At 43.3% G+C, this 15,234-nt stretch carries 12 protein-coding genes; 5 read left to right on the top strand and 7 right to left on the bottom strand.

Annotation, left to right across the window (positions count from 1 at the left end; genetic code table 11):
* The first annotated feature begins 13 nt into the window (after positions 1-13).
* Positions 14-757 (top strand): EcsC family protein, encoded by a 744-nt coding sequence (locus C900_RS02580; protein ID WP_009577999.1) that lies wholly within the window; start codon positions 14-16, stop codon positions 755-757.
* A 134-nt stretch (positions 758-891) separates the two neighbouring features.
* Here the strand turns inward: C900_RS02580 and C900_RS02575 are convergent, their stop codons facing one another.
* Together C900_RS02575 and C900_RS02570 are read right to left on the bottom strand one after the other, a co-directional pair.
* On the bottom strand, positions 892-1,704 hold the full coding sequence (locus C900_RS02575; protein WP_009577998.1) for a 3-keto-disaccharide hydrolase: 813 nt from the start codon (positions 1,702-1,704) through the stop codon (positions 892-894).
* Between the two features lie 33 nt (positions 1,705-1,737).
* Entirely contained in the window at positions 1,738-3,231 is a 1,494-nt protein-coding gene (locus C900_RS02570) for a Gfo/Idh/MocA family protein (protein WP_009577997.1), read from the bottom strand.
* 311 nt (positions 3,232-3,542) lie between these two features.
* On the opposite strand from C900_RS02570, the gene C900_RS02565 reads away from it, so the two are divergent.
* Both C900_RS02565 and C900_RS02560 read left to right on the top strand, forming a co-directional pair.
* Positions 3,543-5,501, top strand: coding sequence for a toxin-antitoxin system YwqK family antitoxin (locus tag C900_RS02565; RefSeq protein WP_009577996.1), 1,959 nt, complete (start codon positions 3,543-3,545; stop codon positions 5,499-5,501).
* Between the two features lie 193 nt (positions 5,502-5,694).
* Positions 5,695-5,892 (top strand): hypothetical protein, encoded by a 198-nt coding sequence (locus C900_RS02560; protein WP_157493859.1) that lies wholly within the window; start codon positions 5,695-5,697, stop codon positions 5,890-5,892.
* A gap of 278 nt (positions 5,893-6,170) precedes the next feature.
* Here C900_RS02560 and C900_RS02555 read toward each other — a convergent pair whose 3' ends face one another.
* On the bottom strand, positions 6,171-8,579 hold the full coding sequence (locus C900_RS02555) for a S8 family peptidase (protein ID WP_157493858.1): 2,409 nt from the start codon (positions 8,577-8,579) through the stop codon (positions 6,171-6,173).
* Between the two features lie 205 nt (positions 8,580-8,784).
* Here C900_RS02555 and C900_RS02550 point away from each other — a divergent pair, with 205 nt between their 5' ends.
* Positions 8,785-9,519, top strand: coding sequence for a LytR/AlgR family response regulator transcription factor (locus tag C900_RS02550; RefSeq protein WP_009577993.1), 735 nt, complete (start codon positions 8,785-8,787; stop codon positions 9,517-9,519).
* Between the two features lie 18 nt (positions 9,520-9,537).
* On the opposite strand, the gene deoD is transcribed toward C900_RS02550, so the two are convergent.
* The gene (deoD, locus tag C900_RS02545; protein WP_009577992.1) at positions 9,538-10,254 is read right to left on the bottom strand and encodes a purine-nucleoside phosphorylase; all 717 of its coding nucleotides are present in this window, start codon (positions 10,252-10,254) and stop codon (positions 9,538-9,540) included.
* 360 nt (positions 10,255-10,614) lie between these two features.
* Here deoD and C900_RS02540 point away from each other — a divergent pair, with 360 nt between their 5' ends.
* Entirely contained in the window at positions 10,615-11,829 is a 1,215-nt protein-coding gene (locus C900_RS02540; RefSeq protein ID WP_009577991.1) for a PQQ-dependent sugar dehydrogenase, read from the top strand.
* Between the two features lie 20 nt (positions 11,830-11,849).
* On the opposite strand, the gene C900_RS02535 is transcribed toward C900_RS02540, so the two are convergent.
* From C900_RS02535 to C900_RS02525, 3 genes are all read right to left on the bottom strand, one after another.
* Positions 11,850-13,151 carry a hypothetical protein gene (locus C900_RS02535; RefSeq protein WP_157493857.1) on the bottom strand — a complete coding sequence of 434 codons (1,302 nt, stop codon included), beginning with the start codon at positions 13,149-13,151 and terminating at the stop codon, positions 11,850-11,852.
* Positions 13,152-13,190: 39 nt separating this feature from the next.
* Complete coding sequence (locus C900_RS02530; RefSeq protein ID WP_009577989.1) at positions 13,191-14,486, bottom strand: OmpA family protein; 1,296 nt, start codon at positions 14,484-14,486, stop codon at positions 13,191-13,193.
* Between the two features lie 134 nt (positions 14,487-14,620).
* Entirely contained in the window at positions 14,621-15,223 is a 603-nt protein-coding gene (locus C900_RS02525) for a class I SAM-dependent methyltransferase (RefSeq protein ID WP_040495313.1), read from the bottom strand.
* Positions 15,224-15,234: the final 11 nt, after the last annotated feature.

The raw sequence follows: 15,234 nt of genomic DNA, 5'->3' as shown, positions 1-15,234 counted from the left end.
ATTCGATAGTTTTATGAAAATAGACCAACAATCCACCTACTTCACAATGATCAATATTGAACACAGGCAGTGGTGTGCAAAAATGAGCAAAAAACCTACACTTCTTAACAGGGCAGCAAAAGGAATTCAACATAGGATCAATCGCATTATCCCTGAGAAAGTGCACCGGGTAATCACCGGGGCTATCAAAGAAATCACGCGAGGGGTATTGTCTGGCGCAGGCTTTACTACCCTTAAGCGGCTCCCCCCCGCTTCCATTGAAGAAATAGAGCTATTGGCGTTGAAAAAGGTCAATTTCTACTCCTCTTCATCCGCTGCTGAGGGTGCTATAACGGGTTATGGGGGCTTTATCTCCGGTTTTGCTGATTTTCCTCTATGGCTCACTTTGAAAATGAAAATGTTGTTTGAGATCGCCAATGCGTATGGTGTTGATCTGAAGGATTACAAGGAGAGGCTTTATATTCTACACATTTTTCAACTTACCTTTTCGAGTCAGAAGCATCGTAATGCAGTATTTAATATACTGAACGACTGGGAGGCGCAAAAAGAATCTCTTCCTGGTGATATTCACCAATTTGACTGGCGAACCTTTCAATTGGAATATCGTGATTTCATTGACATTGCCAAGCTTATTCAGTTGATCCCCGGAGTTGGCGCCATTGCAGGTGCGTATGTCAATCACAAATATACCAAGAAGCTTGGCTACAATGCTATGAATGCTTATAGAATGAGGATGGCGGAGTTTAGAAATAATTAGTGTCTATAAGAAAACGCCAATGTCTGCATTATACTTGTCCCAAAATGCTCATCCCGACAACAGTATGGGACTGCGCTTTTTGGGACTTCATTCTTAAAGCCACTTAGAGTTTTCTTACAGACACTAATTAAAAGTTAAAGTTCTTTGATCTTTATGTTTCTAAACCAGACGTCATCACCATGGTCCTGTAGCCCGATATAGCCCTCTTGTGCTACTTCAGCCCAATTTTCGTTGAGTCCGGGAAATTTGCTGGCCGCCACATCTTCATTCCATTTCGGGGTCCATAGATGGTACTCCACCACAGTTTCTCCATTTTGTTTATGTACGACTGTGCCGTTATACACAATGATCTCTACCTGGTTCCACCCACCGGCAGGCTTGGCATTCTGCGGGTTTGCAGGATAAATGTCATACAGGGAGCCTGCCTGGCGGTTGCCATCTTTACCTAGTTTGGCATCCGGGTGGCGTTCGTTATCCAGAATCTGCATTTCAGGAGCAGTTTTCCAGATAAAATCATAGTCATCTGTTTCCTGTCCCAAATAAAAAATACCTGAGTTACCGCCTTCCGATACCTTCCACTCCAGCTTCAGATCGAAATTTTTAAATTTCTTGTCATAGATGATATCTCCACCGTTTTTAGAACCGGCCTCACCCCTTCCAGAAGCAGCCATGTACAAGGTACCGTCAACCACCTGCCAATCCGATGGAAAGTTGTCTTTTCCATAGCCACGCCACCCTTTGGAGGATTCTCCATCAAACAGCAGCATCCAGCCGTCTTCCTTCTCCTTTTCGGATAAGGTATTCAATGAGGTTTGCTCTTCAGTAACAGCTTCTGTTTCATCAACTGCATTTGTATCAGTCGTTTCTCCTTCGGTTTCTCCTGATTTAGTGCCACATGCCTGAGAAACTAATATGGCAATTACAAATAGTAAGGATTTGATTTTCATAATTCGAATCGTTCTTTTGTTTTTAAATTTAATTTAATAGCTCCAGCCTTGGCGATATTCTCTTTTCACATAGCTTTCAGCAGCACTTTTGGCATTTATGGTTTCATATTTAGTATCAAAATGAGGATGACCATCGATCACCTCAAACTTATCGCTTGATACCACCCGTATATCCTCATTTTCGCCAATATTGGTGATTTTCATATTTTCTGCATCCCATTCAAGCCTTCTCCTTAGATCCTGTAGCCTTACAGCAAGATTTCCTGCTACTACTACCTCATTGAGCGGACCTGCATAATTAAAATTGGAACTTGCCTCTACACGGTTTGCCTTACCCTCTTTGCAAGCACGTACCCAATCCATTTCATGGCCGCCTTCCATCGCATTTGGTATTCTTCGCAACTCTCCTGTTGTTGGTGGAGGGTTGTCTTCGCGTCCGATTATAAATGGATCCATAGCGTATGTACCACAGATAAGTGTTCCTTTCGTTCCATGGAAAATAGCGCCTCCCCAGCCCATTTTGTCTCCGGGATACAGGCCGGGCTTCAGACCTTCAGGTCTATCTGGCTTTAATCCACCGTCATACCAGGTAAATTCAACTGCCGGCATATTGATCTTGCCTTTTTTAGGTCTTTCATTGAAATAGTAGGTCACCTTTTCTGCAATAGGAGCGCTTTCGGTATTTACCTGGGAAGATGTAGCCTCAAATGCATAAGGATAGCCCAGCTCGAGCGCTTTGTAAACAGGGTCCATAATATGACAGGCCATATCTCCTAAAGCTCCCGTACCGAAATCCCACCACGCGCGCCAGTTCCATGGTGTATATGCTGAATGGTAAGGCCTGTAAGGTGCAGGCCCTAAGAACAGGTCCCAATCGAGCGTTTCCGGAACGGCCATTTTTTCTGACGGCCGCTCAAGACCCTGCGGCCATATTGGCCGATCAGTCCATGCATCTACTTTTTTTACCTCTCCAATCTCACCATTCCATATCCACTCACACACTTTGCGCATATCGTCACTGGAGTTACCCTGGTTACCCATTTGTGTAGCAACGCCTGTTTCTTTGGCCAATTTTGTGAGCATGCGCGATTCATATACCGAATGGGTTAAGGGTTTTTGACAGTATACATGCTTGCCGGCCCTCATGGAATCCGCTGTAGCCACATAGTGCGTATGGTCAGGTGTTCCGATCATTACCGCATCAATATCTTTATCCATCTCCTCTAACATCTTACGATAGTCCTTATACTTTTTTGCATTGGGATAATCTCCAAAGCAAGCGCTGGCATATTTCCAATCTACATCAGCCAATGCTACAATATTTTGGCTGCTCATGTTTCTCAGGTTGCTCCTGCCTATCCCTCCAACACCGATCCCCGCAATATTTAATTTATCACTTGGCGGAACGTGGCCCAATCCTGAAACCACGTGGCTGGGGACAATCATTACACCGGCTGCAAACAACCCTGTGCTTTTAATAAATGCCCGCCTGTTTAGTTTTTGTTCGTTTGATTCTTCTTTCTTCATAAGATATAAGTTTGCTGGAATTCATTGTATGAAAGAATGAATTTAGGCAAACTATTAGAAAAAAGTAGTAATTACGACCGTTGAAAATGGACTTTTTTCACGCAATCGTTTGCAATTTACGCAATTTGTCATTGACAAAATTTTATTCGGTATATTCTTACATTCCACGTAACGCAGACATTGGCGTTTTCTTACAGACAGGCCTTTGTACGTAGTTATGTATATAAAAATGACTCAAACCACTATTTCACTGGCTTTTCTAAAATAATTCTTTTATCCTGCGTTAAAGAACCTGCATAATCAGTTTGTTTATGAAGAAAGTATTGATAGTCCTGTTAATTGTAGTTGTTATAGCCGGTGCCATATACCTCTATTTCTTTTATCTCTCACCTGTCAAGAAAAACGATCCGTTGAATGCAGTACCAGCCAATGCGGCAGTGGTCATAAAAATGGATGATCCGTTTACACAATGGAAAAAGCTTACTTCGAACGAGATATGGAACTACCTGAAAACCAATACATATCTTGCTGAGATCGGTAATAGTATCGACAGCATGAATGCGGAAATGAAGGAGAACGAAATGCTTTGGGAAATGGTAGCTGCCCGACCGGTAGTGATCTCCATTCATGAGGTCAGGAGAAATGAATACGATTACCTTTATATCATCGATCTGCAAAAGGCCATGCAGTTTAATTTCCTAAAAAATTATATCGACCAATTGACAGATGAAACTACCGCTGTGCAAACGCGCGATTACCATGGAGGTGAGATCATTGACATAAGCTTTAAGAACTCCCCTACTCATATTTACCTTAACTTTAATGACAACCTATTATCTGTCTCCACTACCCATACCCTGATAGAGCAATCTATTGATCAGAAAGATGAGCCTCAGATAGCGCGGGATCTGTATTTTCTGGATGTAAACAGACGTATGGATGACGACCAGATCACCGTGTATCTACAGCACAAATATTTCACCGCCTTTTTACAGCAATGGCTTACGCAAGATGAATCTGCAGCTCTCAGCTTCCTGGAATCAACGGTCTATACTGGTATCAACTTCGATATGAGTGACGAGCATTTTACCATGAGTGGCCTTTCCAATGTGATTGATTCTGTACCTACCATGCTACATGCCCTGCATAAGGGAGGTAAAGGCAGGATCAAACTTCCTGAAATAGCACCTGATAACACCTCTTATTTCGTGAGCCTTGGATTTAATAAGGCGGAAAAGTTTTACCAACATCTGGTAGAAACAGTAGCCTCTTCAGAAGAGGGTAAATCGTATCAGGAAAATAAAAGGAAGTTGGAAAAGTTTTTAGGCATCAGCATTGAAGAGCACTTTCTGAGCTGGATGGATGACGAAATAGGATTTATTCAGCTCAGCACCGACAATCCTCATGCGGTAGCAGAGTTTGCACTGGCCCTTAAGCACAAAGGTGTGGATGAAGCCGTCAAAAACCTAAACTTTATTAAAGACCAGATCAGAAAAAAGACTCCGGTAAAGTTTAATGGCATCGAATATAAAGATCATGAGATCAATTTTCTGTCGGTGAAGGGCTTTTTCAAGATCATCTTTGGCAGGGCTTTTTCTAAAATAGAAAAGCCTTACTATGCTATAGTGGGAGATTATGTGGTATTCAGTAATTCTCCCAGAACATTAGGCAAGATCATCACCAGGTATAACGAAGAAGCTACACTGAGTGGCAACAGTGATTTCAGCGACTACATGAGCCGGTTTGAAGATAAATCAACATTGTTTGTTTACATTAATCCCAGGCAATTAATAGCAGACAGCAAAAAATTTCTGGACAGGGAATCCTATGAGGCTATTTATGCCCATCGTGAGTATCTGGAGAGCTTTCCCATGATCGGTATTCAGTTTAAACCAAAAGGAAAGCTATTGGCTCATGAAATCATTTTTGAGTATATGAACTATGAACAGGTAAAAATATGGAACGACCTGTTCGCCAGCGCTATTCAGCAGTCTGCGGACACTGTTTTTACAGAAGAACCTGAAGAATCCATAGCCATAGAAGATATCTTACCCGATGACCTCAGCGACAAAAACATGAGTGACCACTACCCTAACGGCCAGCTTAAGTATGAAGTATCCCTTAAAAATGGGCTGAAGCATGGCACCTATCTGGAATATGACAGCCTCGGCAATATCATCATCAAAGGCCGCTATAAAAACAACCTGAAATCCGGTACATGGAAGTTTTATAATGCTGAGGGAGATCTGGTGAAGAGGGAAAGGTTTTAGTGATAAAAAATTAAACTCAGGAATCCATATGTTCGTATTCCATCAAACCGGCATCATCAATTAACGTGAGTTCGACATAGCAAAATTGATTAAAGATATCATTACTGACCGACTAAAATAATATAAAAGAGGGCTACTCCCCAGAGGTTTCGCCCAAAGTCTTATGTTTGTTTTTCCACAAATAAACATAGACATGAGTAAAGATAAAGAGATTCGTTTTGTTGGACAGCCGATTTTGAAACAAATAATGAAATTGATTGATGCCGTGAACATACAAGGCTTAATCAACAAGCATCAGAGTGACCACGAAAAATCTCAGGAGATGGACCGGGTAATCAGGCGAATGACCCGGGAGTTGGAAGGTTCTCCTGAATCTAAAGATCTACGCTGATTTCACTACGTTTATATTCAGGCCTTAAAATAAAAAAGCCGTTCGACCCATGCTGCATAGCAATGATGCCTGCATGGGCCAAGCGGCCAAAGCCAGGTTAATTATACTTAGTGTCTATAAGAAAACGCCAATATCTGCGTTATGCTCGTCCCAAAGATACCCATCCCGACAACTGTAACAACGGCACGGGACTCCGCTTTTTGGCACTTCATCCCGCTCTTTAACGGGAACATTTTCTTAAAGCCACTCAGAGTTTTCATATAGACACTGATTAGAGTTTACTTTGCTTTTTTATCTCGTTTATACTGCTTAGGCCTGATCGCCCAGGTAATGCGACCTACTTCCAGTTTGTCATGAATCTGACGGACGGCTATCTGGTGCATGCCATTCTCAAAGCCCTGACGACCAGACACCATGAACCTGCATTTGTACTTAGCTCCTTTTGGAATCAACAGGTTACACAACCTGATCCTTCTCAGGTTAGGCAGTAATACACTTGCCGACAACTTCTTTTTATCAATTTTAGCTTCTATGCCCTTGATATTCATTGAAGCAAAGAGGTTGTATGGAAGCTCGAGCCAAAGTTCTGCACCACGGGGCAATGCTCTTTGCAATTCCAGATCAAAGTACCTTCTTTTATCTGGCGCTCCGGTGATGTTAAACTCTAAAGCAGCATTAGGCTCGTTAGGGTCAACATCTACTACATTGAAGTTTCTCCAGGTCACGTTGTTGTGATTACGAATGAAGTTGGTAAAATCATTCCAATCGAAGTTGGTGGGACCCGGAATCGGAGGAGCGCTATCTTGCGGATGGTTCAAAATGCCAACAAAGCAATAATGCCCTGTAGCAGGAATGTCTGCACTCGCCCAGGTGATCGGGTCAGTGACCATCAGGGTATCCCCTACAGGCACATTGATAGGATTGGACGTACCGACAAGATTCCACATGTTCGGGGTGATCAATGTGGATACTTCGCTCCAGTACACGGTTGAAGTAACACCGGTTGCGGCACTGCCACCCCTGTTTTTCACTCTTACATAAATGTAGTTATCCTGACCAAACTCCACGGTGGAACCCAGCGTATTGGAGTTCTCAGTACCACTACCCTCACCAAACGCCAATGTGGGATCGGCCACAGGTGCCGGGGTAACGATTATGTCCGGACTGGCGCTTATGGCACCAGCGCTGGGCACAACTCCGGTATCGCCCACATAGTCTCGCATGTAAATATCAGCCGTAATCTCCAGCGTGTTCTCGATTATGGCTCTCAAATTAGGCATTACCCCTATATTACCCAGAACAGCTCCACCCTGCGGAGTGCCGGTAGCCGGGTCTGACAGCAGGGATCGCATTTGCATAGGTGACAGCAGAGTAAGCGCGGTAGCCTTGTACATGCCCTGCAGGGTCAACGCAGCTCCTACAATAATTGGTGACGCTCCACTGGTGCCGCCAAACGTACTGGTGTAGTCATCATTAAAGGTACCCGTAGCCGCTCCCCCAAGGGATGTATTTCCTTGTCTGTTGCTATAGCCCGAAGTCACGATGTCTTCACCCCAGGCATAACAGTCTATACGTGTGCCATAGTTGGAAAACCATGCCCTGTTGTGAGGCACTGTTGCGGTAGAAGCGCCCACCATGATAGCACCGGAATCGCGAAAATCCATGCTGGCCCTGTTGAGATAGTTTAAGCCTGCACCATTTACCCATGTATCCAGGTCATTGTTGCCGTTACCGGCTGCTTCCACTACGATAATGCCATTTGCTACTGCCAAACGGATAGCATCAAAATCAGCGCTGTCTGTTTCTGTGGGCAAGTAGTTTCTTTGCACCTCGAGAAGGAGTACATCTCCGGCATTCATATTGGTGATGGCGGCTACAATGGCATCAGCTACGTGCAGCGCTGTACCAGTGGCAGCTTCGTAGTGTGACACCATTTTCACATAGCTTACAGAAGGAGCGATACCTACAACACCACGGTCGTTATCAACACCGATGATCTCTCCCAGCACAGCGGTACCGTGGTCACCGATATAAGTTCCTACACCATGCAGGTTATCATTGAACACCAGGGAAGGAGCAGCGGCAGCAAGATCCTCATGGCCTGGGATCCAACCCTGCTCCAGGTCAACCAGGCCTACGCCCACGCCTTCGCTGTTGGGCTGTGTCCATGCCCACCGTGCGTCAATACCATCCGGAGCTGCTTCCAGGTATCCCTGCTGTGCCGCCAGCGTATCATCGGCAGCATTGATCAACGGGTCAGAAACGGAAGCTTCCTTGTAGGCCACCTCTATTTCATAGGCATCCTGAAACACATGTACAAGTTCATCAAGACTGCCTTCAAAATTGCGGTAGTCTAACCTCCAATAATTAGTAAGGCTGTTAAGAGGCGGGAAATCCGATTTCTGTGCATTGGTTTCAAGTTCTTTCAAACGGGAAACGGGCACACTTTTGATGCTTCTTCTGATAGATTTTGGAGGATATTTCTCAAGAATAGCTGAGATTTTATCCATTTTATTCTTTTTAGCGAATTCTTTGAGATTTTCACCATCAAGGTATGCAAACTGATCAGAAAGTCTGACAATGATAAAACCACTGTATGGTTTTATCTTTTCATGACCATTCATGTAGGGACGTGTTCTTCTCCTTTGATTAAGAGTAAAACAACTTAAGGTCTGTTGGTTTTTCATAACAAAAAAATTTAGGTGGATTGATTGCGAAATTTCATTCCAAACCACAATTACCGCTTTTCCCCCACGCTTAGCGATGATATGAATCATTAGCAGGTAAGATTGTCATCACCAAAACAGGTATTCAAATACCGGTATTACTGTGGGCTATGTTTAGATTCTTTTTTATTTTAGTACTACCTTATCGTAACTGAACACCTAACCCTTGAATAAAGTAAACATACTGATTGTTGAAGATGATCTCATCTTAGCGGAAGATCTCAAATTTATGCTATTGGGTTTGGGGTATCAGGTATGTGGTCGTGCCGCGAATACCCGGGAAGCCCTGACTATTCTTGAGGATCATACCCCCAACCTGGCACTTTTAGATATAGAGTTAAAAGGCGGTGACGATGGTATCGAGCTCGCACAAATTATCAGAGAACAATACAAGATCCCCTATATTTTTCTTACTTCCCATGCGGATAAAGAAACTCTTGATCGCGCCAAAAAGGTGCATCCCTATGGTTACCTGGTCAAGCCATATGAGGAGAAGAATATCTTTACCACGGTAGAGATGGCATTAAGTAATTTTGCCAATGAAGCCCGACAAAAGGAAGAAAAGGAACAAGAGGCAGGATTTGTACTTAACGACAGTCTATTTGTAAGGACAGGAGGTATGCTTGTTAAGTTAAGGTTCCAAGACATCCTATACCTGGAAGCAGACGCCAACTATACTAATGTCTTTACCAGAGAAAAGCGCTTTGCACTTCGTGCCATCCTCAAAGATCTGGAACAAAAACTTACGAAATATAACTTCGCACGTATCCATAAATCTTACCTGATCAATTTAGAAGCTATAGATGCCATAGACGCACAGGAGGTGCATATCGGACAGAAGAGGATACCGATAGGCAGGTCACAACACAGTTGGCTTGTGAACCATATCAAAACCTTGTAGGTTGGTGTTAATTCCCCATCAGGCATTTACCAGGTCCAGTTCTCCAAGGGCAATCCTCACCATGTCGATCAGTGATTGCTCTCGGTCCTTTGACGTGCTGAAAGATCCGGTTATAATATTATCACTAACGGTAAGTATACTTAACGCCCTTGCATTTGCAGCAGCGGCCATGGTATAAAGAGCCGAGGTTTCCATATCCACACATAAAACGCCATGTTCCGACCATACCTTCCAGCGTTCCGGATCATTTTTAAAATAGAACAGATCAGTGCTAAAAACATTCCCAATCCGCACCTTGATGCCCTCTTTTCCGGCTGATTCATACGCTTTGAGCAACATATTAAAGTCCGCCAAAGGAGCAAAATCCAATCCATTAAACTGCAACCTGCTGGCATTCGAATCGGTGCATGCACCCTGAGCTATGATAATCTCACCGAGTCTGATATCGGGAAGCAATGCACCACAGGTACCTATTCTTACCAGGTTCTTTACCTTGTAAGACTGCAACAGTTCGTGTACATAGATAGCCAGTGACGGTTGTCCCATACCCGAGCCCTGAACTGATACCCGCTTTCCATGGTGATAGCCGGTGAATCCGAGCATATTACGTACGGTATTATAACAGACAGCATCTTCCAGCAGATTTTCAGCAATAAACTTAGCCCTTAAAGGGTCACCGCTCAACAAAACGGTCTCGGCAATTTCGCCAGGTTCAGCGCCTATATGTAAACTCATAGATCAACATTTGTTACTACCTGCAAATTAAGGTTTCAAACACGTGAATATGACTGCTAAAGATTAGCTTTCAACATGATAAAAATCATATTTTAACCTGAGTTCGATATAGAAGTCGTGAGTATTGAGTAAAAGAACGGCAATACGAACTCCAGCGTGGAAAAAACTATACAAACTCTATAATAAGTTATTATTAACTAACTGAATGTCAGTATTTGATACATTTTGGCATGGTAATTACAGTCTTTTTTACATCGTTTTGATTAAATTACCAGAGTAAAAATGCATTCCCGATACTTTCCCGCCTGCACACTGATGATCATTATCGCGGTATCATCATGCGTGACACAGAAGCAAGTGATGCCAGACGACAATCCTAATGACACACTGCCACCCCCCTACGCCACCAAGCAGGTAATGAATTTCAGCCACGTTACCGGCTGGAAAGGAAACAGAAAACCTCAGGCACCCGAAGGATTTACTGTTGATATGTATGCTGACAAACTGGAAAATCCGAGATGGATGTATGTGACTCCAAACGGAGATGTGCTGGTGGCTGAAAGCAACTCAAACTACGGCCTGATCAAAAAAATCGGAGCGGTGATCATTGGAGCCCACAAGTCTAAAAACCTTAAAAAAAGTGCCGACCGCATTACGCTGCTTCGCGATTCAAATAATGATGGTATCCCTGAAGTGCGTACTACTTTTTTGAAAAATCTCAATCAACCTTTCGGTATGTTGGTGCTGGGTGACTGGTTTTATGTAGCCAATACAGATGCCGTATGGCGCTACCCATACAAAGCCGGGCAAACCAATATTAATGAAAAAGGAGAAAAGATAACAGACCTTCCCGCAGGAAAGCATAACCAGCACTGGACCCGAAATATCATTGCCAATGAAGATGGATCCAAGATCTATATCGCAGTTGGATCGGGTAGCAATGTGGCTGAACATGGCCTGAAAGAAGAATTTTTAAAAGCCAGCATCCTGGAAATTAATCCGGATGGCTCGGAGCTGAAAGTTTATGCGAGTGGATTAAGGAATCCTGTAGGAATGGATTGGTTGCCGGGTACGGATGAGCTATGGACGGTTGTTAATGAGCGTGACATGCTAGGCGATGAGCTGGTGCCTGATTACCTGACACATGTTAAAGAAGGTGCATTTTATGGATGGCCCTATGTGTACCTTGGGCAGCATGATGAACCACGAGTAAAGGAGAAGCCGCCTATCGTTGAAAACACCGTAGTACCCGATCTCCCACTCCTGTCTCATACCGCCTCTTTAGGTCTTGTGTTTTATGATAGCGAAGGCTTTCCTGAAAAATACCATGGTGGCGCATTTATCGCTCAGCATGGCTCATGGAACCGCTCTACGCTTTCCGGGTACAAGGTTATTTTTGTGCCATTCGATGGTGGAAAGCCGGTGCAAAAATCCGAAGATTTTCTCACCGGCTTTATAGATAACCTAAACAAAGAAAAAGTATATGGCCGTCCGGTAGGTGTTACGGTATTACCGGACGGCAATCTGCTAGTTACCGATGATGTTACCGGCATCATTTGGAGGGTTAGCCACTGACCTCTGGAATTATGCCGGATTTAAAACACACATGGCCTGGCATAGATAATGGGTACCACCTGCATGAAGTGATAATTCATCTTCTCCTTGTTAGCCTCTTCCACATTGTCCCCATGTCTTTCTTTTATGGCTATCATCTCCAATTCAGCCTGCTTATAGGCATCAATCTTTTGCTCCTGACAGCTCTTTTCATTTTGTAGCCGGCTGTAATCCGGATTGTTGGAATTTATTCTGTCCAGCAATCGGTTGATTTCGAGCACCCTCTTCTGGCATTCCAGTTTTCTTATGGTGATATCATCCTTTGGGTCAAAAGCCTCCATTGCATATTGACTGTTTTTCTCTGCCGGAGCGTCATCATCGATGTATTTATTCATAGCCCGTTTACGCTTCGATTCCCTTTCTTTCTCAATATTCAAAATCTGCTGCTCGATATTCCTGATATCGGCCCTGGAGTCAGTCATACTGTTGATATCCTGTTGCTTTTTTGTCATCACATCTTCTATCAATTCACTGTCCCTTACTTCCTTTTCAGTCAGCTTATTTTCCCTTTTGGCATATTCTTCTCCATTAAATGAAATATTGGTGTTTTCTATTCGCTCCAGCTCTGCTGTTCCTTCATCATTTTCAATACGTGTCACCAGTTGGGTCTTATTTTCATGATAGATATATCCCAGCCCAAATATGCCCACCGTTTTGGGCACTTTTACAGGATTGATGCGGGTTGAGCTTTGTTCCGAAACATATACCATGACCGGAACGCCCGTATTTGGTGATATGGCGGTATATTCTTTTGACTGGTAGTTTTGGCTGCTTACACTGAGCGTATTTCCGGTATGAGAATAATTTTGATCGAACTTCTTCACCGACATATTGGTATGATCAATTTCAATATTATCGCCAGGCAAACGATTGATCACCTGTCTTTCTCCGTTGATCTCCACAAAATAATAGGTTTTGCCATTTGTGGCGGTAACTCTGTAGAACACCCTAAGCTGATCATTATCAGGTAGTTCTATTCCTGAAAAATTCTCCATCATGGTTTTATCCATACCCATATAACCTTTTTCAGAGTTGACCAGGAACTGAGAAGTGCTGCCCCTGGCTCCGGTATGCGCAGAGAAGGTCATTCTTTTATCAAATGAAACCGTTTCGGAAGGATTGAACGGTTGCGGACGGACACGCATATGGCTGGACCCCACTGACACCTCGTCCACAATGGTCTCCTCATGATTGGGACTAAAAAATAAATTATCCTGAGCTGTCAGCCATCCCGGTAGCAATGCTATGGTGACAAGAGCCCCCATACGGGCTCTTGTCATCATGACATGGAAACAGTTTAGCGTCAGCATTTCTAAATTAATTTAAATTTTCCTGAATTCTACCCTTCTGTTTTTTGCCTTACCTTCTGCAGTAGTATTGTCAGATACAGGCTCACCTTCACCTCTTCCTTCCGTTTGCAGATTGCCGTCATTGATCGAAAACTTTGACAGCAGGTATTTTTTAACCGCAATAGCCCGCTTTTCTGACAGTGTAAGATTGGCTTTACTGTCGCCATCGCTATCGGTATGACCAACAATAGTAACTTTCAGAGTACCATCACTCTCCAATGTTTTTCCCAGTTTATCTAAAAAAGTAAATGAAGATGATTTCAATTGATCGGACCCGCTGTCGAACAGGATCTTGGTTGTGCTAAATCCTCCTTTTAAGATCATGGAACGCAGGTCTTCCCCCTCTTCGGTAATTTTCAGATTGGCTATAGCCGCAATATGATCAAGGGCAGGACTAGTGCCCTTCAGGTAAAACTGAACGTATCTGCCTACATTGTTTTGTAAAAAAGAGGGTAAATCGATTACTTTTTCATTGTCAAGATAAACCCTTAACCGCTTACCGTTCACCACCGCAGTAAAATGCACCGTCTTGTTGAACTTGCTGTTCATCTTATAGTTGATGTTATTGCTTATCTTATTCTCGGCACCATAGTTTTCTACATGTATTTTATCGGATACCGTGCTGCCCTGCCATAAAGAGAAATGGAATTCAGAACGCTGCTTTTGGTCTATTTTAAGCTTATTTTCATTTACAAATTGCACTCTGAATTCCGATCCACTTAGCTCTTTGTAGTTGAGATTAGCAGTGATGAGGTCAAACTCGAGGGCGTAATTTTCCGGTAATTCACCGGTATTCGCCATGCAAAGGCTATTTGGATAGAATTTCAGTGCCTTTTGTTGATCAACCAGGATGATCTCGCCCCCGGATGTAGTTTCCCAGTTCGCAGGAAAATCACCTTGAGCATCCTGAGCAAAATTTTCCTCAAAAATAATATTCCCGCCAGGGAAAAAGGTGCTGCCTGAAACAATCTCCTGACCTGCGTTACCCTTAGGCTTTCCTGGTGAGGAAGTTTGGTCTTTCGCCTGCGGGCCTGATTTCTGCTCCTGAACCGGATCAGCTTCCTTCTTTTTCTTTTTATCTTTTTTATTGAATACCTTATCGAGAGTCTTGTCTGTCTTTTTCTCTGTTTCTTTCTCCACTCTACGTTCCACAGTTCGCTCAGCAGCATTTTCTGCCCTTTTACCCAACTTGTCAATGAGCTGTGCGTTAGTCGCCCTGCAAATACAGGCCATAGCCACACTCAGAAATATTATATATATTGTTTTCATGCCATTGGATGTTTTATAGTTGATTTCAAAAATATTGGTGAAATGTTACTATGGATTAGTGCATCCAAAAAAGCGAGGGTTACCGGATGATCAGGTTTTATTTTGGATCAGAGACATTGAAATGTAAGCAGCTATCAGGGCTGCGCTTGTATGAGATAAATTATTCCAAATAATTTTCTTTTCATGCTAAGCACCTTAACTCCCGAAGAGTGAAAAATGGCCGACATATCCCTGTTAATGTGGCAGCCATTAAATTTGTAATTGATAGGATCCAGCCATTTTTGAACTATACCCGGAAGTGCGTACTTGCTGAGGCCATGCTCCATGAACAGCAGCCGGCCATTCGATTTGCATGAGTTAGCCATGGCCTTGATTACTTGTACAGGATCCTCAAAAGCACAAAGGCATAACGTGGAAACTACAAAATCATATTTCTGACACTCCCCCTCCCATTCATCGAGATCCGTCTGACGAAGATCTGCTTGTATTTGATACTCTTTGGCTGCCTGACGAGCTTTTTCGAGCATAGCAGCGCTAAAATCAAGTCCGGTAACGGTGCTACCCTGAGAATAAAATTCAAAATTAGCACCGGCTCCGACTGCAATTTCCAGGATATTGCCATGTACACCTTCAAGGAGCACTTTACGCCACTTTTTATCTGGCGACCCCCTCCTGCGCAATCTCTCATAACGGTTAGCCTGTTTATCAAATATTTTAACTTTTTTTTGAGACTCCATGGCTATTTAAG

This window comes from Fulvivirga imtechensis AK7 (genome assembly GCF_000331535.1).
Lineage (GTDB): Bacteria > Bacteroidota > Bacteroidia > Cytophagales > Cyclobacteriaceae > Fulvivirga > Fulvivirga imtechensis.
The sequence above is the reverse complement of the archived record's forward strand: the minus strand, read 5'-3'. Positions and strand labels throughout refer to the sequence as shown.

Coding starts and splice junctions, on each gene's coding strand:
- C900_RS02575 (WP_009577998.1), bottom strand. CDS start 1,704: ATGAAAATCAAATCCTTACTATTTGTAATTGCCATATTAGTTTCTCAG.
- C900_RS02530 (WP_009577989.1), bottom strand. CDS start 14,486: ATGAAAACAATATATATAATATTTCTGAGTGTGGCTATGGCCTGTATT.
- C900_RS02570 (WP_009577997.1), bottom strand. CDS start 3,231: ATGAAGAAAGAAGAATCAAACGAACAAAAACTAAACAGGCGGGCATTT.
- C900_RS02540 (WP_009577991.1), top strand. CDS start 10,615: ATGCCAGACGACAATCCTAATGACACACTGCCACCCCCCTACGCCACC.
- C900_RS02565 (WP_009577996.1), top strand. CDS start 3,543: ATGAAGAAAGTATTGATAGTCCTGTTAATTGTAGTTGTTATAGCCGGT.
- deoD (WP_009577992.1), bottom strand. CDS start 10,254: ATGAGTTTACATATAGGCGCTGAACCTGGCGAAATTGCCGAGACCGTT.
- C900_RS02580 (WP_009577999.1), top strand. CDS start 14: ATGAAAATAGACCAACAATCCACCTACTTCACAATGATCAATATTGAA.
- C900_RS02535 (WP_157493857.1), bottom strand. CDS start 13,151: ATGATGACAAGAGCCCGTATGGGGGCTCTTGTCACCATAGCATTGCTA.
- C900_RS02555 (WP_157493858.1), bottom strand. CDS start 8,579: ATGAAAAACCAACAGACCTTAAGTTGTTTTACTCTTAATCAAAGGAGA.
- C900_RS02560 (WP_157493859.1), top strand. CDS start 5,695: ATGAGTAAAGATAAAGAGATTCGTTTTGTTGGACAGCCGATTTTGAAA.
- C900_RS02525 (WP_040495313.1), bottom strand. CDS start 15,223: ATGGAGTCTCAAAAAAAAGTTAAAATATTTGATAAACAGGCTAACCGT.